This window comes from Alteromonas sp. WD8-37, from assembly GCF_055326825.1.
This window is the reverse complement of the sequence record NZ_JBUZOV010000002.1, coordinates 173,778-190,663: the sequence shown is the minus strand read 5'-3', so window position 1 is coordinate 190,663 and position 16,886 is coordinate 173,778. Positions and strand designations below refer to the sequence as shown.

General features: G+C 53.1%; 14 protein-coding genes. 2 read left to right on the top strand and 12 right to left on the bottom strand.

The genetic code is table 11. The annotated features are described in order from the left end of the window. Nucleotides 1-125: 125 nt before the first annotated feature. The gene (locus tag ACTUJZ_RS06260) at nucleotides 126-1,196 is read right to left on the bottom strand and encodes a PQQ-dependent sugar dehydrogenase (RefSeq protein WP_463635434.1); all 1,071 of its coding nucleotides are present in this window, start codon (nucleotides 1,194-1,196) and stop codon (nucleotides 126-128) included. 189 nt (nucleotides 1,197-1,385) lie between these two features. Between ACTUJZ_RS06260 and ACTUJZ_RS06255 the strand changes: the two genes are divergently transcribed. Further along, the gene (locus ACTUJZ_RS06255; RefSeq protein WP_463635433.1) at nucleotides 1,386-1,847 is read left to right on the top strand and encodes a hypothetical protein; all 462 of its coding nucleotides are present in this window, start codon (nucleotides 1,386-1,388) and stop codon (nucleotides 1,845-1,847) included. Nucleotides 1,848-2,189: 342 nt separating this feature from the next. Here the strand turns inward: ACTUJZ_RS06255 and ACTUJZ_RS06250 are convergent, their stop codons facing one another. From ACTUJZ_RS06250 to phoB, 11 genes are all read right to left on the bottom strand, one after another. After that, nucleotides 2,190-3,488: a tetratricopeptide repeat protein gene (locus tag ACTUJZ_RS06250; protein WP_463635432.1), complete on the bottom strand. Its 1,299-nt coding sequence runs from the start codon at nucleotides 3,486-3,488 to the stop codon at nucleotides 2,190-2,192. Between the two features lie 6 nt (nucleotides 3,489-3,494). Further along, nucleotides 3,495-4,103, bottom strand: a complete 609-nt coding sequence (locus ACTUJZ_RS06245) for an energy transducer TonB (protein WP_463635431.1) — start codon at nucleotides 4,101-4,103, stop codon at nucleotides 3,495-3,497. A 3-nt stretch (nucleotides 4,104-4,106) separates the two neighbouring features. Then, nucleotides 4,107-4,514: an ExbD/TolR family protein gene (locus ACTUJZ_RS06240; protein ID WP_463635430.1), complete on the bottom strand. Its 408-nt coding sequence runs from the start codon at nucleotides 4,512-4,514 to the stop codon at nucleotides 4,107-4,109. 23 nt (nucleotides 4,515-4,537) lie between these two features. Then, the gene (locus ACTUJZ_RS06235; protein WP_463635429.1) at nucleotides 4,538-5,065 is read right to left on the bottom strand and encodes a MotA/TolQ/ExbB proton channel family protein; all 528 of its coding nucleotides are present in this window, start codon (nucleotides 5,063-5,065) and stop codon (nucleotides 4,538-4,540) included. A 3-nt stretch (nucleotides 5,066-5,068) separates the two neighbouring features. Beyond that, entirely contained in the window at nucleotides 5,069-6,433 is a 1,365-nt protein-coding gene (locus tag ACTUJZ_RS06230; RefSeq protein WP_463635428.1) for a MotA/TolQ/ExbB proton channel family protein, read from the bottom strand. Between the two features lie 13 nt (nucleotides 6,434-6,446). After that, complete coding sequence (locus tag ACTUJZ_RS06225) at nucleotides 6,447-7,205, bottom strand: DUF3450 domain-containing protein (RefSeq protein WP_463635427.1); 759 nt, start codon at nucleotides 7,203-7,205, stop codon at nucleotides 6,447-6,449. 189 nt (nucleotides 7,206-7,394) lie between these two features. Then, entirely contained in the window at nucleotides 7,395-10,148 is a 2,754-nt protein-coding gene (locus ACTUJZ_RS06220; RefSeq protein WP_463635426.1) for a TonB-dependent receptor domain-containing protein, read from the bottom strand. Between the two features lie 100 nt (nucleotides 10,149-10,248). Continuing rightward, nucleotides 10,249-11,700, bottom strand: a complete 1,452-nt coding sequence (locus ACTUJZ_RS06215; RefSeq protein WP_463635425.1) for a hypothetical protein — start codon at nucleotides 11,698-11,700, stop codon at nucleotides 10,249-10,251. Between the two features lie 164 nt (nucleotides 11,701-11,864). Next, nucleotides 11,865-12,842, bottom strand: coding sequence for a PstS family phosphate ABC transporter substrate-binding protein (locus tag ACTUJZ_RS06210; RefSeq protein WP_463635424.1), 978 nt, complete (start codon nucleotides 12,840-12,842; stop codon nucleotides 11,865-11,867). Continuing rightward, the gene (gene phoR / locus ACTUJZ_RS06205; protein ID WP_463635423.1) at nucleotides 12,839-14,134 is read right to left on the bottom strand and encodes a phosphate regulon sensor histidine kinase PhoR; all 1,296 of its coding nucleotides are present in this window, start codon (nucleotides 14,132-14,134) and stop codon (nucleotides 12,839-12,841) included. Before phoR ends, ACTUJZ_RS06210 begins: the two co-directional genes overlap by 4 nt. A 79-nt stretch (nucleotides 14,135-14,213) precedes the next feature. Beyond that, a complete protein-coding gene (gene phoB, locus ACTUJZ_RS06200) occupies nucleotides 14,214-14,900 on the bottom strand; it encodes a phosphate regulon transcriptional regulator PhoB (protein WP_463635422.1) in 687 nt (228 codons plus the stop codon). 198 nt (nucleotides 14,901-15,098) lie between these two features. Between phoB and ACTUJZ_RS06195 the strand changes: the two genes are divergently transcribed. Continuing rightward, nucleotides 15,099-16,835 (top strand): sensor histidine kinase, encoded by a 1,737-nt coding sequence (locus tag ACTUJZ_RS06195; protein ID WP_463635421.1) that lies wholly within the window; start codon nucleotides 15,099-15,101, stop codon nucleotides 16,833-16,835. Nucleotides 16,836-16,886: the final 51 nt, after the last annotated feature.

Sequence of the window (16,886 nt, the reverse complement as noted above, 5' to 3'; positions counted from 1 at the left end):
ACGTGACTTATAAAACCCCGGGATTATAGCGGGTTATCGCGGCTATTTGAATGACTGTGCGCTTTCGTTCTTTTATGGCGGCCATTCAGCCTGTGTATAGCTGGCGCTGGCATTATTTTACACATCTATTGTGCCGGTGGTTGCAGCTGCAAAATTTGCACGTGTTCACCATCAGGCAGCAAAAAAAGCTGGCCGACGGCATTTACCGCAATGTCTCGCCAGCGCTGCGGTTGGGCGATTTTAAGCTCCTTTGCCTGCACAGGGTTGGCTGCAATATCCACCGCCAAAATCGCCTGCTGCTTGAGGGTGGTGATCATCAATTTATTTTGCAGGTGCGGCCAGCGACTGTGTTGATAATACACCATCGCAGAAGGTGCCACCGAGGGTGTCCAGTCATATAACGGCGCCTGCATACCCGGGTAGTCCCGGAATGGGCTGATTCGGGCGCCAGAATAATCGTCGCCATTAGTCACCACCGGCCAGCCATAATTTTGCCCTGGCTGGATGATATTGATTTCATCGCCGCCGTCCGGGCCATGCTCATGGGCATAAACTGTATTGTCCACCACCACCAGACCCTGTGGATTGCGGTGACCCAGTGAGTGCACAAATGGCGCCTGCGCAAAAGGTGGGTTGGCCACTGGCTCGCCATTGAGCTGAAAGCGCAGGATTTTGCCCATCCGGCTGGTAAGCACCTGAGCCTGCTCGCGATAATCAAAGCCATCACCAGTGGTTACCAGCCAGGTTTTATCAGGTAGCTGGACCAGTCGGCCGCCAAAATGCACCGGGGTCGCCTTGGCTGGCTGCACCTGCAAGATCGGGGTCAACTGGCTCACCCCCTGTTCTGACAGCCTGGCGGTGGCAACGGTCAACTGATTGGCTTGCGCCGTTCCGGCGGCGTAGGTCAGCACAATTGTCCCGGTGGCACCAAACGAGTCAGCAACTGCCACATCTAGCAGACCGCCCTGCCCGGCATCATACAGGTCAGACAAATCAAGCGGGTAGCGATTGACGGTGCCGGCTTGAGTAATATGCACCAGGGTGCCGGCACGTTCGGTCACCAACCAGCCACCGGAGGGCAGCGCGGTCAGGGCCCATGGCCGGTTGAGCGATTCTGAAAAGGCCGGGATGGTATGGTAAGGGGCTGCTATGGCTCCGCCGGCGAACAGGATGAATAGGATCAGAACAATGCGCATAAGCACCTCATGGTTGGTGGTTTCCCAACATACTGTGCAGCTGGGGTGGCGACAACTGTTTTATTACAGTGCTATCCGGCCAGTGAGGCAGGGTTGCTGGCGGGTGTGAACAAGCTTTAAACATAATTCAATGGTATCTGTGGCCTACCACGCTTAGACTAACCAAAATTCATCGAGTTTTGGGGCGTTATGGCGCGCGGTTATCTGCAACAATTTGGCCTGGCGTTTTTAGGTGCCTGGCTATGTACCTATGTCCTGGCCTGCGTATTTCATACTCAGCGGGTACTGCACGAACTAACAGAAATTGAAATTGCGATCAGTATCTCGGATCGCATCGCCACCACCTTGCAGGATATCTGGGGATTATTGCCAGCCTATGGCAGTGCGATTGCACTGGGGCTGTTTATCAGTCTCATTTTCACCACTATTCTGGCGCGGCGCTTTTCGCACATTATTTTGCTGGCCGGGCTGGCCGGGGGCGCCACCATGCTGCTGATCTTACTGGCCATGCAGCCCATCATGGAGGTGACCCTGATTGCCGGAGCCCGTGAACCGGTGGGGGTGGTCATGCAGGTGGGTGCCGGCATTATCGGTGGGATTGTGTTTGGCTGGGTTTATTCAGCCCGGAACGCCAGCACGCCGGCGGCCTGAATCTCGACGTCGTCACCTGCCATCACGTCTTAAAAGTGGGTTAGGGATTTAGCACAGCGCCAAGGATGTGCTCTCACTCATAGCGGATGACCTTATCTAGCTGATCGCGCGCTTTTCATCTGCCTGCGTCTTTACCAATACTGCGTTTGTTTTCTTTGTAACCCCCTTGCTGTTATCTGATGTCTTCAGCTCGCAAGAACGAGCCTGATTATTTTCATGTGGGTGTCCAGTAGCAACAGTGGGTGTCCACTAGAAAAGGTGGGTGTCCAGTGCCAACGCCGGGCGGCGGGCATAAAAAACGCCGCGAGAGCGGCGTTTTTGGGTTGGGGTAGACAGCCTAGGTTAAGAGGCGTCCAGTTGTTCCTGGCTGGTTTTTTCCGCTTGCACAAACTTGGTCCATTGCTGCGCCATGGCACGGCTTTGCGCATGTTTCTCGGCTTCAGCCAGCTGATTCAGTGCGGCAGCATATTGCTTGGTATTGTACAGCGCCATGCCCTTGACCAGGTGCGGCATGCCTGGGTTACGCAACTGGCCTTTTTCCAATGCGGTATCGGCGGCGGCAATGGCTTCGCTCCACTGTTCATCGTTCAAATAAATCTGCGCCAGCTGAGCGTCCAGCTCGCCATCTTCTGACAATGCCGCGGCTTCAGTCAGGGCCGGGATCGCTTTGCCATTTTCTTTGGCCAGCTGCCAGCTTTGGCCTAAGAATTTCCAGTTACGCAGATTTTTTTCCAGCACACCCTCTTCCAGCGCCTGCTCCATCAGCTTGGCGCCTTTGTAAGGCACGCGATGATAGTAATACAGTTGGGCTAAGTTGAAGATATCCGCAGCGCTTTGCACATAGCCTTCCTGATAGGCAGTTTCCATGATGGCCAGTTGCTTGCGCTCTTCGCCCAGCTCACCATACATGCCGGCCAGTTGGATCCAGTACTTAGGCTCGTTGTACAGCTTCACCATCTTGATCAGAATATCCTTAACCTTTTGCGGCTCTTTCAACTCATAATAAATGGCACGCTGTAAAATCAGCCAGCCTTCATCCGGGATCATGCCTTTGGCTTCATGCTCAGCAATGGCCTGGTTGATGTACTCCACCGCCGGTTGGTACTGCTTATCCTGATACAGGGCCTGGGCTTTGAGCACCTTGTGCTTAGCCGGCGCATCCCCTTCACTCAGGCTTTCCCAACGCTCAAGATAGCTCACCACCTTATCGTAGTTGCCCTGCATCAGGTGCAACTGGGCCAGCGAGAACAGCGTCGACATCTCAAATTTAACCGGGATGGGCTGTTGCTCTACAACCTGGGCAAACGACTCCAGCGCTTTTTCGTACTGCTCATCGTTGTAATAGATAAAGCCGTAGAAATTGTACATCATGGCTTGTTCGTAACTATTCATCGAATAGTCTTTGCCCTGCACTTCATCCAAAATGGCAATCGCTTCAGGCAGGTCGCCCTCATCGGCCGCGGTCTGGGCCCGAGACAATTGCTCATACACTTTGGAACGCAGCGTGGGCACCTGGCGGGTTTCTTTGTCACTGGCCTTTTGCTGGGCCAGCGCCACCGGGCTGGTCAGCACACTTGTACCGCCCAGCAGGCCCACCACAGCCAACGCGGCTATCAGGTGCTTGGATAATGATTTTTGCATATCGTGTTACCCGTCAATCTGGAATGTAATCCGGTTTTGCACACCAGATACTTCAGTTGCTTCGCCATTCACCACGCGGGGCTTGTATTTGAACTTCATTGCCGCATCAATGGCTGCCTGTTCAAAAATCCCTTCAGGGTTGGCTTCCACCACCACCGGATCCTTGACTGCGCCTTGTTTGCTTACAGTAAATTCAACAATTACAAATCCTTCAATCCCCCGTTGTAGCGCACGGCGTGGATACACTGGCGAGACCTTCACAATCGGCAGATATTCACCGTCGCCGGAGTCCAGTGCCAGGCCACCTTCCAGGCCACCATCGTCACCGACCTCGGCACTAAAGTCCATGGAGGAGGCTTCGGCATCCGGACTCGGCGAGTCCATCTGCTGTGGCTGCATTTGCGGCGGTGGCTGTTCCGGCTTGGGCGGCTTACGCGGCTTACGCTCTTTTTGCTCAACCGTTTCTTCCTGCTTCACCCGCACAAAGTCCAGTACACTGCCCTTGGGCGGCTCAGTCAGCGCGCTGCCACCCATTTTGATCAGTGACTGCATCAAAAAGAACAGGCCTAACGTTATCGCCAGCGAAACAAAAAATGCGATAATAAATCGTGGCATGGCTTATTGCTCTTGTGCTGCGATCGATACATCGTAGACACCTGCCGCGCGGGAGGCATCCATTACTTTAATCAGGGTCTCGGTGGTAGCCTTTTTATCAGCCTGGATCACTACCGTCCCCTGCGGGTTTTCAGCATGCAGACGCTCAATATTGGCCTGCACCGCGCGCTCATCCACCCGGCGTTTGTTGATCCAAATCTCACCTTTATCGGAGATGGCGATAAGCACACTGGCCCGGTCTTTTTTCACTGCCGTCGAGGCTTCTGGACGATTCACATCAATCCCGGCTTCTTTCACGAACGACGCGGTCACAATGAAAAAGATGAGCATGATAAAGACCACGTCCAGCATGGGCGTCATATCAATTTGGGCTTCTTCTTCGTCCACCAGGTTTTGAAAATGCTGTTTCATAATTTAACCCTTAACTTAACGCCCTAACTGGCATTACGTTCGATAATAATTGCATCCTCAAGATGCGTGCGTTCAGATTTGGCTTTACGGTTCAACCAGGTCGAGGCAAACACGCCGGATAAGGCGCCGACCATGCCGGCCATGGTTGGAATCGTTGCTTTCGATACCCCGGAGGCCATCGAACGCGCATTACCTGAGCCAGAAATCGCCATTACATCAAAGACTTCAATCATTCCGGTCACCGTCCCCAGTAGCCCTAACAGCGGGCACAAGGCCACCAGCGACTGGATGATGGGAATGCTGCCGTTTAACTCAATCGACAGCTTGGAAATCTTTTTTTGTCTGATTTGTTCAGCGTACCAGGACGAGCGATCAGCACGGTTTTGCCATTCTTTGATCGCTTGTTTTTTCTTGCTCTTATGCCAAACCAGGATGTACATCGCACGCTCGAGGATCAAAAGCCACATAACGAATATCAGCAGGCCGATGACCAGGAGAACCTGGCCACCTGTTTCTGTGAAATCGCGAATTGCTTCGAGAAACTCGGTCATGATCTAGCTCCGCTCAGCGCGCTCTGCGATAACACCTGACGCTTGCTCTTGCAGGATGTACACGATGTTTTTGCTACGTGTGTTGAGCAAGGCGTACAGCAGGGTCATAGGGATGGCAACAACCAGACCTAATACTGTGGTCACCAGCGCGGTTGATATACCACCGGCCATCAGCTTAGGGTCACCGGTACCAAACAGGGTAATTGCCTGGAAGGTATTAATCATACCGGTTACCGTTCCCAGCAGACCCATTAGCGGGGCCACCACGGAGATGATCTTGATGATGGTCAGGTTACGGCTCAGTTTTGGCACCTCACCCAGGATGGCTTCGGTTAAGTGCAGCTCCAGCGCTTCGGTATCCGCATCCGGGTACTTGTCACGCACTTTCAAAATGCGGCCCAGCGGGTTGGTGGTTTTGATTTTTGACGATTTCAGCTGCTTTTTCACTTTTGAGTGAATGATGGTCAGTGAAATCAGGCGCTCCAGGGCTAACAGCAAGCCGATGGCACCCACAATCAGGATGATGTAACCTACTTCACCGCCTTGCTCAACACGCTCTTTCAACGTAGGCGCTTGTACCAACAAGCCCAGAATAGAGCCACCGGTAGGATCCAAGCCGAATTCCACCAGTTCACCACTGGAAGCTTGCAGTTCAGCCGCAGAATCCTGATAGCGGTCAGCTGGCTGACGAACCAGCTCAGCCACAGTGCCGGTGGTGCCGTTGTAGTCTAAGTACTTACCGTCAGAGACCAGAGCAAACGGGCCAATCCGCACCACTTCTTTATTGACCTTTTCGCCGCCGGCTTCCACTACGCTGGTTTCGAATTTTTCAACATCGCCAGACTCAGTCATCTCGCGCTGCATCTCAAACCAGACACGCTCAATTTCTTCAATCGAGGCCAGCTTAGAGCTTTTGCCCATCTCCTGCGCCATATTGTCTAAAAATTCAGAACGGCCAGGGATTTGCGCTGAAATCACTGAGTTTTGGAATTTACTCTTAGTGTCACCGGCAACTTGTTGCAGCACACCGAACAGCTCTTTGAGTGAGCCCATACGGTTATCCAACGCACCATTGAGATCCGCCAGTTTAAATTCATTTTCTTCAAACTGGGTTTCTAAGGTTTCAGATTGTTGCAACAGCGCATTACGGCGCTCACGTGCTTGTTCCAGGATGTCATCCTGCTGCGCACGTTTTTGCATGAACTCTTGCTCACGCTGTTTATTTTGTTGGCTTTGGGCAAACTGGCCTTCTTCCAACTGCTTGAGCAGTGCATCCAGATCCAGTGCACGATCGTCCTGCGCCAGGGCAGAAACACTTAAGCTGACGGCAGCCAGACCAACAGCCCATTTTTTCATTTGTTTAAACATGGTCATCTACCTCTTAGTCCGTGATTGCCACTGGCAGCATTAACATATCTGGCGCAAGCTGTTTCTTGGCCATGCGTAAGCCTTTGGTGATTTGGGTGCGATAGCTGCTATCCAGCTCTTCCCATTGGCGGGTTTGTTTGTTCCACACACCCTGACGGCTGGCATCACGGGTTTGATAAATCAGCGCAGTGCGGCCTAAGCGTAAAAATTCTACATCACGCTCCTGGCCTTCAATTTCATGAATGCCATTGTAAGCTTCCATGGTGCGGCCGTATTCCATCTCTACCTGATAGGCTTCCATCACGCGGCGGAATTTTTCAGAGGCAGCTACATCAGCACGCTCCATCAGCGCTTTTAAGTCTGCTACACGGTTGGCGCGCTCTTCAGCCAGAAACGGTACGTCCAGCGCAATAAATTGTTCCAGGCCGTCAATCATGCGGATCATCAGGGGCGTGATTTGGCGCTCAATAACAGACACCTCGTCGATAGACGCATTCAGATCCTGCATTTCCTGCTGCTGGTTTTCGATCTGCTTACGCAGCTGGCTGTTATACACTTCCAGCCCTTCGATTTCTTTGTTCAGTGTTTTGAACTGCTGAAGTTTGCTATCGATTTGATTGGTAATCTGGTTGATTTTTTCCTGTGACTGCGCGGCCGACTCATTGATCTTGGCAGCTTCGTCTACTACGGGTTTTAAGACTTCATCGTCTTGGGCCATGGCGGATGATGCCAGCATGGCACTCGCCAGTAGCAAGGAGTTGAAAAGCTTCATACATTCAAACCTTTTTGGTGAAAAGAAATCGGCAGACACCGACCCTGATAAAAACTGCGCGTAGGATAGGAGTTTTCTGTGACAGTTTTATTACATATTGGACGCATTCCTGCCGGCTCTGGCGCCCGCTCGTACAAATAAAAAGAGCCGCATGGCGCGGCTCTTAGGATGTGTTGGCTAATCAAAAGATTAGAAGTTGTAGCTATAGCTTAAACCAAATTCGACACCCCGTTGTTCACGTAACAAATCCAGCCCTTCCTGGGTAATTTGCTTTTCTTCGTTCAGCAGATTCTTAATGCTGAATTTAATCTGCGTGTTGAAATCCGGGTAGTACGAATAGTTGATATCAATCGAGTGGAAAGTCTGCTCCTCGGCATCCTGGTTGCCCCGGGTGCCCGGCACAATGATCCGCGGCCCAAACGCGTTATACACGACCGTGGCCGAGTGTTCGCCATTGGGAGAGTCATAACCGGCCTGCAGGTTTAACACCCACTCAGAATGGCCCACCAGGCGGCGCTCATTGTTGGTCACAATGTTCGAGGCACTGGTGGCGTTCAGTGCATCCAGCAATTGCTCTTCAAACAGGCTGGTCACACCATCATCGGCAGCGCCAATCACCACATTGGAATCTGACACCGTGACGTTACCGGTAACAAAAAAGTCTACCAGGCGCTCATCCACAATGCTTAAATCCTGCAAAAACTCCACTTCCACCCCGTACAGCTCACCAGACTGGGCATTGGCGGTCAGCAGGTTAGGCGCGGCGCCCCCAACGGTGCCCAACTCCACCAGCTCGATGGGGTTTTCCATGTCTTTGTAGAACAGCGCCGCAGACAAATTGTTGCCGCCTTCACGGTACCATTCCCAACGAAAATCCACGTTGGTCAGCTTGGAGCTTTTCAGCAGCGGTGAGCCGCGCACCAAAAACTCGGTCAGCGGATCGATAAAGAAGGTGGTGCTGACATCCCGCAAATCCGGGCGGATCGCCGACTCACTCACGTTCAATCGAAACTGCATCTCGTCATCCATGATGTAAGTCAGTGCCAGTGAAGGGAAAAAGTCATCTTCCTGGAAGGCCAGGTCGGCCAGCTCTGCGGACTCTGCCGAAAAGCTATTGGCATGGGCTTCAAACGGCACCGAAATCTGACGAAAATCCTCATAGCGTACCCCGCCCGACACCCGCCAGGTGTTGTCGATAAAGGCATCGGCCATCAGATAATAAGCATCGATCTTGGTGCCCGCAGCGTATTCGTCACCGTTAGCCATGTTCGACTGCAAAATCCCGGCACCGGTGCTGCTGGCATAAAAGTCATCACTGGCCAGTGCGTCAGGATTGAAAATTTCATCAATCTGATCGCCAAACAGGGCATCATCGGCAATGGCACGATGTGGTACCTGGATGGTGATGTTTTCAGCTTTCCGCGCTTTTTCAAAAAAGTCCGCGCCGGCTTTAATTTCTAAATCAATGCCATCCAATGTAATGGGATAGCCGGCATTCCAGCCCCAGGTGTCTGACACATCGCGCAGACTTTGATATTGGCGATCCACATTGGTGGCCGATACATCCTGCAATTGCTGGGATAAAAACTCACCGTCCTGCAGATTGATCTGGTAGGTGGCTGAGAGCCCACCGGGTGCCTGCCGATTGGCCCGACTGGTACCGGCGTACCAGTCAAAGTACAAAAAGTTGAGTTCCGGAAAGTTGTGCGTACCCTTGATCTGGCTGGAGGTCATGCGACGTTCTTCAAACAGCATGTCGACCCGGGCCAGTTCGCGGGTACCAAAGATGGTTTCATTCACATCCACAAAGTCGCGTACGCGCACGCGATCATTCATGTCATGCAAAATCACATTGGTCAGTTCCAGGCGGTGGTTGCTGTTGTATTCATAGCCAACATTGAACATGCCGCTCCAGCTGACACTTTGTTCGGTTTCCACGCCATCAAAAGATTGCGCAAAACATTTGCCGCCATTGGTTTTGCTGTCCGGCAGGTCTGAACAGCCTACGGTACCTAAGTTGGTGCCGGATTGCTCGCGCCCCACATTCCATTCATTTTCATACGAGATGCTGGACAAAAAGCCAATCTCGCCGTAATCGGTGACAAAACGGTTACCCAGGGTGGCGCCTAAATCAAATGCCGGGTCGATATCTTTAGCATCCGGGCCAATGTCCCAAAACATGGAGCCGAGCATTTCTTTGCGCTGCTCCAGCGTCAGCGGGTACGTGCCGGAGCCTTCGATACCATCATCGGCCTGCGCCTGATCTAGATTATTCTGGATCACAGATGATAAGGCCCGGGTGCCATCGTCGCGACCGGTCCAGTCATCGCCACCGCCACTGTAGAAAAAGCCCTGGGTAGAGTTGGTAGTGTTGTAATCCACCCCACCAGACACTTTAAACACAAAATCAGATGGAATCGATTTGGTGCGAATGTTCACACTGCCGCCACCAAAGTGCGCCGGCATACTGGGTGAAAAGGATTTTTGCACATTGAGTGATTCGATGATGTCGGACGGAAATAAATCCAGCGGCACCACCGAGCGGGTGGGATCCGGGCTGGGCACACCCATGCCGTTGAGCTGGGTGCTGGAGTATCGCTCCCCTAAGCCGCGCACATAAATAAACTTGCCGTCCACCAGGGTCAGGCCGGTCACCCGGCGCAGGGCGCTGGCGGCATCGCCATCGCCGGTCCGTGAAATTTGATCGGCACCTAAAATATCGGCCACAAAGGCCTGGTTCTGACGTTCTTGCATCACCGCTTCGGCGGTGCCTTTTAAGCGGGTGCCGGTGGCCACCACTTCTTCAATTACCTGCTGGTCGTCAGCCTGCGTGCTGTCCTGGGCCACCACTGGTAACGACGTCACGGTGCCAGCCAACAGGGCGAGCGAGATCGCCGAGCAGAGTGTTGATTTGGCTGGCAACGAACGATTTGAATGAGTCATGTAAAACACTCCATGAGAGCTGTAACTGAAATACTGTGCTTGTAACAGCTTAGGCGCCAGAAGGCGCCTAAGTATCAATGGTTATTAGCAGGTCGCAGCCTTAGTTAAGGCCCACAGTCACCCAGCCAGCGGTCCAGTCATTGGATGCGTCCATGGCACCAATAAAGGTGGTCGCTTCAAAATAGCTATCCTGAGCAGATAAATCTGCGCCGCCTTCCAGCAACACCGAGCCTTCCGCAGGCTGATAGCCATTGGCGGCCAGGCCTAAGCCATCCTGTGCCACTATCTGGTTGCCAGTCTGGCCTTCAAACCAGCTTTGGGTGAAACCCGGCGTGCCCTCGTCATCGCTGAAGTTATTGCCGTCGGCACAGGCAAGAACTGAGTTGACCATCGAGAGGTCGCTGGCATCGGCATTGGCCTGAGATTCCGCACCGTTTACCCGCAAACAATTATTGTAGGTGTCCGGGCCGGTGATAACAAAGTTAGCCAGGGTACCGGCTGTACCGGCACGCAGACGTACGCCATTGGCATCGTCAGCACCGATGATGGTGACATTGGCTACGGTTGGGTTGGTCAGCGGGGTCGCGGCGGCGTCAAATTCACTGTTGTCGGATTCAAACGCATTGTCGCCGTCAGCCGCATCCTGTTTGATAAGCACATACTGCGCTTTACCTGTCCAGCCAAATGACCAGTCAAACGAGTCATCGCCATTGGCGGTCAGCACCACATGCTTCACATTGACGGTGCCACCAAAAAATTCGATACCGTCATCTAAGTTTTGGTGGACCTGGATGTAATCTACCTGGGTGCCAGAACCCACGCCGGCAAAGCTGATACCATTCAGCTCATCGCCGTTACCCAACGTACGGCCGGCATTTTTGACCACCACATAGTTGAGCACACCAGAGTTGTCCTCTGGTTGATTACCACCAAACTGGCCGGCATCACCTTCAGCCGAGATACCACAGTTGTTCAGTTCGTCTTCGGTAGTTTCACCCACCTGGTCACCGCACGAGTTAGCTGGTGCGCGACCCAGAATCACCAGTCCGCCCCATTGGCCGATAGCGGTTTCCTGGCCGGTGGCATCTTGTACAGAGGTCATAGTAATCGGTGCTTCGGCGGTACCGTTGGCCATAATTTGTGAGCCGCGACGCACCACCAGAAAATCTTCACCGGCCTGACCAATGATGGTGGTACCGGCTTCGATGGTCATCACGGCAGAGTTTTGGTTGTCTCCGCCCACTGCGGTACGGCCATTTAGCACCCAGTGTGCATCAGAGCTTAAGGTAACATCGTCGTTAAATTCGATGTTGGCGTTCAATTGGTACACTGGCTTATCAGTGATCTCAGGAAAGCTGGCCGAAACATCGGTGGCCAGGCCGGCAGCAACCACAGCATTGTCATTGCCGTCACCAGGAGCAGGATCCGGGGTGGTTACAGTACCGCCCTCATTAGTAATATCGCCTTCGTTGATGTTGATATCACCGCCACACCCTGCCAGAACCAAGGCGCTGGCAACCGCAGATACTGTGAAAAATTGCTTGATAGCCATTTGTATCTCCAAAAGAACTATTGTTATGAAATAAGACGCCCAGAAGCCTACCGAAGCTTGATGACACTTTTGTTACATCCCACTTCTGTCACAAAAGTTTTATATTGGGTTTAACCCATTTTAGATGATTAAATTTCAAACGCAGAGGATATGCGGGGTGTAGCCTAGCGAGGGGTACTGTCGAGCAGGCGGCGCTGTCGTAGTATTACATCTTCACGCACCGGGAAATAGCCATCGCGCTGGACCTGCTGTTGGCCTTCTTTAGAAAGCACAAAACGTAAAAACTCTCGTTCCAGCGTTGGCAATGGCTGGCCGGGTGCTTTGTTGATTACCAGATACAAAAAGCGGGCAAACGGGTAACTTTCATCGCGCACATTGGCCATGGTCAGCGGCACCAGGGTCTGAGCGGTTTCGCCGATAGGCAGCGCGCGTACGCCAGCGGTTTTGTAGCCGTAGGCGGCATAGCCTAAGCCATTTTTACTGGTGGCCACCGACAATACCACCGAGGCCGAGCCGGGCTGCTCATTGACAGTGTTACGAAAATCGCCGTCACACAACGCCATCATTTTAAACAGCCCGTAGGTACCGGAGACCGAATTACGCCCGTACAGGCGTAATGGCGCATTGGCCAGCTCGCCCTGGGCACCCAGTTGCTGCCAGCGCGACAAGGTTTGTGCACCGCCACAAAAACGGGTCGCCGAGAAGATCGCATCCACCTGCTCCAGGGTCAGCCCCGGCAATGGGTTGCGCCGTTCCACAAAAATGGCAATAGCATCCATGGCCACCCGCAGCACGGTGGGCGGATAGCCGTGCTCACGCACAAATTCGCGAATTTCACTGGGTTTAAGCTCGCGGCTCATGGGGCCGATGGTGGCAGTGCCTTCGGTCAGCGCCGGCGGCGCAGTAGAAGAGCCGGTGGCCTGAATCTGAAATTTAACCTGCGGGTAAAGTGCTTTGAACTCCTGGGACCAGAAGGTCATCAGATTGGCCAGAGTGTCTGAGCCCACCGAAGTGATTTTACCGGCCACGCCTGGCTGGCGCTCATAGGCTGGGATCTCATCCGTGGCAGCCTGTGCCCCCCATGCCAGGCCACTGGATAGCACTAAAAGGAGACATTTGAGACATCGACGCCACTGGATCATTCGGCAATCAACTCTTCGTCCAATACAAACCAAAAGGTACTGCCCTGGCCCACAGTGCTGTCGATTTCCAGCTTTGAGTTGTGGTGGCTAAGCACATGTTTAACAATCGATAAGCCTAAGCCGGAGCCGCCGGTTTTACGCGAACGGGCTTTGTCCACCCGGTAAAAGCGCTCGGTCAGCCGGGCCAGATGCGACTGCGCTATGCCGTCGCCATTATCCACCACCGCAAAGCGCGCGCCGTGTTCGGTGCGTTGCCAGTACACATCAATGTTGCCCGGCGCCGGTGTATAGTGCACTGCATTAAACACCAGATTAGAACAGGCACTGCGCAACTCGGTTTCCACCCCGTATACGCGCAGATCCGGGTCAATATGAAAGCGGATAGTATGCTGTTTTTGTTTGTTGAGCGCGTGGGCTTCGTTTTCCATCTGACGAAACATAGCCCGGGTATCCACCACATGTTCATAGATGCGTTCGGCGCTGGCCTCAATGCGCGACAACACCAGCAAATCTTCAATCAGATTTTGCATGCGCTGGGCCTGGGCGGTCATCTCGCGCACCGCCTTAGCCTGAAACGGGTCACGCTGCTCATCCACCGACAGCAATTCCAGATAGCCGTGCATCACGGTCAGCGGCGTGCGCAGCTCATGAGACACATTGGCGACAAAATCTTTCCGCATTTCTTCTAATTGCGACACCCGGGTGACATCCCGCGCCACCAGCAATAAATGCGCATTGCCATAGGGCATGATGCGGTATTCAAACGCCTTATTGGGATTGGTGGGGGCCGGCACTTCAATGGGATGGTCAAAATCGCCGGCATGAAAATATTCAATAAAGGCCGGATGGCGGATCAGATTATCGATCCGACGGCCGGCATCGGCCGGCCATTTTAAGCCTAAATCCAGCCGCGCCAGCCGGTTACACCAGATAATACAGGCTTTGGCGTCCAGCACCACAGCCGCATCCGGCAATGCTTCAGAGCCTTCGCGAAAGCGTTTGACCAGCTCGCTGAGCTCTTTACGTTTGCTGCGGTTGCGCCGCTGCAGATAATAAATCCCTTCATAGATATGCTCCCACAATCCTTTGACCGTGGGTGGCGACATCTTACGACTGTGCCACAACCAGCGATTAAGCTTGTACAGCTGCCAGTAATTGATGCCTAGCAAGGCACCCAGACCCAGCAACATACACAGCAACACATTATCCAGCCACCAGCCAATCAGCGCCGATAAGGCGACCAGGCCGGTGAGCCGCAGCACGCTTTTTAGCCAGGAAAAGGGATAGTACATAATAAAACAGACACGCCTTACTGTGGGTCACAAATCATTTTGCGGGCCCAGTGTAAGGGGGCGGGCCCGCGTATGCATCTTATTTTGTTGAAAAGCGGTAGCCGGCGCCGCGCACAGTTTGAATCATGGCATCGTGACCATGTTCGGAGATGGCCTTGCGCAAGCGGCGGATATGCACATCCACCGTGCGATCTTCCACATATACATTGGTGCCCCACACATTGTCCAGCAGCAGCTCGCGGGAATACACCCGCTCCGGGTGGGTCATCAAAAAATGCAGTAATTTGTATTCGGTCGGTCCCATGTCGATCGGCTCATCATTGGCGCTAACCCGATGCGACACGGGCTCCAGCTTTAGGCCATTAAACTCAATCGGCTCTTCTTTGGCGGTGGGGGTCACCCGGCGCATAACCGCTTTGATGCGGGCAACCAACTCTTTGGGTGAAAACGGCTTGGTGATGTAATCATCGGCGCCGGCGTCCAACCCGCGGATCTTGTCATCTTCTTCGCCCCGGGCGGTCAGCATGATCACCGGAATATCCCGGGTAAATTCGTGTTGTTTTAACGATTTGGCCAGCTGTACCCCACTGCCGCCAGGCAGCATCCAGTCCAGTAGGATGAGATCGGGATAGGGTTCACAGATTTTTTCCTGGGCCACATCATAATCTTCGGCTTCGACCGTGGTGAATCCGGATTGCTCCAGCACAAACTTGAGCATTTCGCGGATCGGCGCTTCGTCTTCCACCAACAACACAGTACGGGACATAAAAGGTTTCCTGGTCATAATTAAACGCCGCCATTATTAGGTGAATCTGTGACAGTTTTATTAAAGCTGTGACATTAAGATGTCAGGGATGTGACAAACACGCTTAAAACGAAGCTTAGCGCAATAGCGCTTGTTTAAACATCGATTTGTGCATATTCTTGGCCTATTAGGGAATGCTGTTAAGGATACGTACGTCACATGGGCCTCGTGAAAACCGGCTTATCAAAAAAGCTGCTGACGCGCGTGTTGTCGGTGTATTTTGTGCTGACCCTGATTGTGACCCTCGGCCAGATCTTCACTGAATATTTAAGCACTAAGCAAAATATTGAAAGTGAACTTAAAATTCTCAAGAACACCTTCTCCACCAGCCTCACCCGTGCCATCTGGGAGTTAAATACCCCGCAGGCCATGTCGATCGCCCGGGGCCTGATGGAACTGCCCAGTGTGGAAGGCGTGCAAATCCGCGATGAAAACGGCGAATTTATTGCCAACCTGGGCAAAACCATTGAACAGCCACGCAAACCAGTGGAAACAGGCCTGATGCAGGACCATCCCGGCGGCGTATTTGGCTACAGTTTTCCGCTGATCTTTGAATTTTCCGGGCGTACTTCCCATGTCGGCGATGTGACTCTGTATTCCAGTTTTGACATTATTTTCAGCCGAATTGAAGTGGGAGTGTTTTTTTTGATTGGCAATGCCATCGTCAAAACCGCCTTTTTGGTCTTTTTATTTATGACCGCATTCCGACGCTTGCTGTCAGAGCCGTTGGCCCATATCACCGAGCAAATGGGTGCATTTGACCCGGATCATCCCAAAGAGTCCAAAATCTCAGTGTTTGTGGAAGATGACAACGAATTGCGTCAGCTGCAGTATTCCTATAACCAGGTGATTGACGATCTGATTGCCTCGCAAAACAAACTGCGTGGCACCCAGCGTGCGTTGGAACGTAGCTACCAGCAAATCGATGAACAAAATTTGTTGTTAGAACAGGAAGTGGCCAAAAAAACCGCCTCGCTGTCGCAAATCATGCTGGATTTGGAGCAGCAAAAAGATGAGCTGATTGCCAACCAGCGTGAACTGCGCCTGGAGATAGAACACCGCCGTCATGCTGAGGATGAGTTGCGCCAGCGTAATGATGAGTTGGCCAGTTCCATGGCCACCTTGCAACAAGCCCGCGACCAGCTGGTAGAATCCGAGCGCATGGCAACCCTGGGCGGTCTGGTGGCCGGCATCACCCATGATGTAAATACCCCCATCGGCGTGAGTGTCACCGCCGCCAGCTTTTTGGAAGACCGCCTGGATAGCCTGCAACAGGGCTTTGAAGATAAATCTCTGACCAACAGCCAGATGCAAAGCTTTATTGATGAAGCGCGCCAAACCTCAACCCTGCTGATGACCAATTTACAGCGCGCCTCCGACCTGATTGCCTCGTTTAAACAAATTTCGGTAGACCAGACCAGCGAAGCGGTACGCGAGTTTGAGCTCAAAGACTATCTGCAGGAAGTACTGCAATCACTGCAGCCGAGCATCAAGCCCACCGCCCACCAGGTCACCATCGAATGCCCGGCCGGCCTACTAGTGCGTTGTGCTCCTGGAGTCATTGCCCAGATTGTGACCAACCTGGTAATGAATGCACTGGTCCACGCGTTTGAGCCTGACCAGGCCGGGCATATCTCTTTGACCGTACGCCAGCAGGATGAACAGATTGTAATGGAATTTAAAGATGATGGCCGCGGCTTATCCGAAGAACAGCTAACGTCATTGTTTGATGCCTTTTACACCACCCGTCGCGGGGAAGGCGGTAGCGGGCTGGGCACTCACATTGTGTATAACCTGGTCACCCAGGCGCTCAACGGCCGCATCGAGCCGCACAGCGCGCCTGGCCAGGGCTTGCGCTATCACATTACATTCCCGTGCCAGCCTGGCACACATTAGGCTGATTGGCGATTGCGCCAGATGCCCCGGGTTGATACGCTTGCCGCCCCA

What these genes read in the sequence shown, in the direction of transcription:
- ACTUJZ_RS06245 (WP_463635431.1), bottom strand. Translation starts at nt 4,103, where the DNA reads ATGCCACGATTTATTATCGCATTTTTTGTTTCGCTGGCGATAACGTTA.
- ACTUJZ_RS06260 (WP_463635434.1), bottom strand. Translation starts at nt 1,196, where the DNA reads ATGCGCATTGTTCTGATCCTATTCATCCTGTTCGCCGGCGGAGCCATA.
- ACTUJZ_RS06220 (WP_463635426.1), bottom strand. Translation starts at nt 10,148, where the DNA reads ATGACTCATTCAAATCGTTCGTTGCCAGCCAAATCAACACTCTGCTCG.
- ACTUJZ_RS06225 (WP_463635427.1), bottom strand. Translation starts at nt 7,205, where the DNA reads ATGAAGCTTTTCAACTCCTTGCTACTGGCGAGTGCCATGCTGGCATCA.
- ACTUJZ_RS06250 (WP_463635432.1), bottom strand. Translation starts at nt 3,488, where the DNA reads ATGCAAAAATCATTATCCAAGCACCTGATAGCCGCGTTGGCTGTGGTG.
- phoR (WP_463635423.1), bottom strand. Translation starts at nt 14,134, where the DNA reads ATGTACTATCCCTTTTCCTGGCTAAAAAGCGTGCTGCGGCTCACCGGC.
- ACTUJZ_RS06255 (WP_463635433.1), top strand. Translation starts at nt 1,386, where the DNA reads ATGGCGCGCGGTTATCTGCAACAATTTGGCCTGGCGTTTTTAGGTGCC.
- ACTUJZ_RS06195 (WP_463635421.1), top strand. Translation starts at nt 15,099, where the DNA reads ATGGGCCTCGTGAAAACCGGCTTATCAAAAAAGCTGCTGACGCGCGTG.
- phoB (WP_463635422.1), bottom strand. Translation starts at nt 14,900, where the DNA reads ATGTCCCGTACTGTGTTGTTGGTGGAAGACGAAGCGCCGATCCGCGAA.
- ACTUJZ_RS06215 (WP_463635425.1), bottom strand. Translation starts at nt 11,700, where the DNA reads ATGGCTATCAAGCAATTTTTCACAGTATCTGCGGTTGCCAGCGCCTTG.
- ACTUJZ_RS06240 (WP_463635430.1), bottom strand. Translation starts at nt 4,514, where the DNA reads ATGAAACAGCATTTTCAAAACCTGGTGGACGAAGAAGAAGCCCAAATT.
- ACTUJZ_RS06210 (WP_463635424.1), bottom strand. Translation starts at nt 12,842, where the DNA reads ATGATCCAGTGGCGTCGATGTCTCAAATGTCTCCTTTTAGTGCTATCC.
- ACTUJZ_RS06235 (WP_463635429.1), bottom strand. Translation starts at nt 5,065, where the DNA reads ATGACCGAGTTTCTCGAAGCAATTCGCGATTTCACAGAAACAGGTGGC.
- ACTUJZ_RS06230 (WP_463635428.1), bottom strand. Translation starts at nt 6,433, where the DNA reads ATGTTTAAACAAATGAAAAAATGGGCTGTTGGTCTGGCTGCCGTCAGC.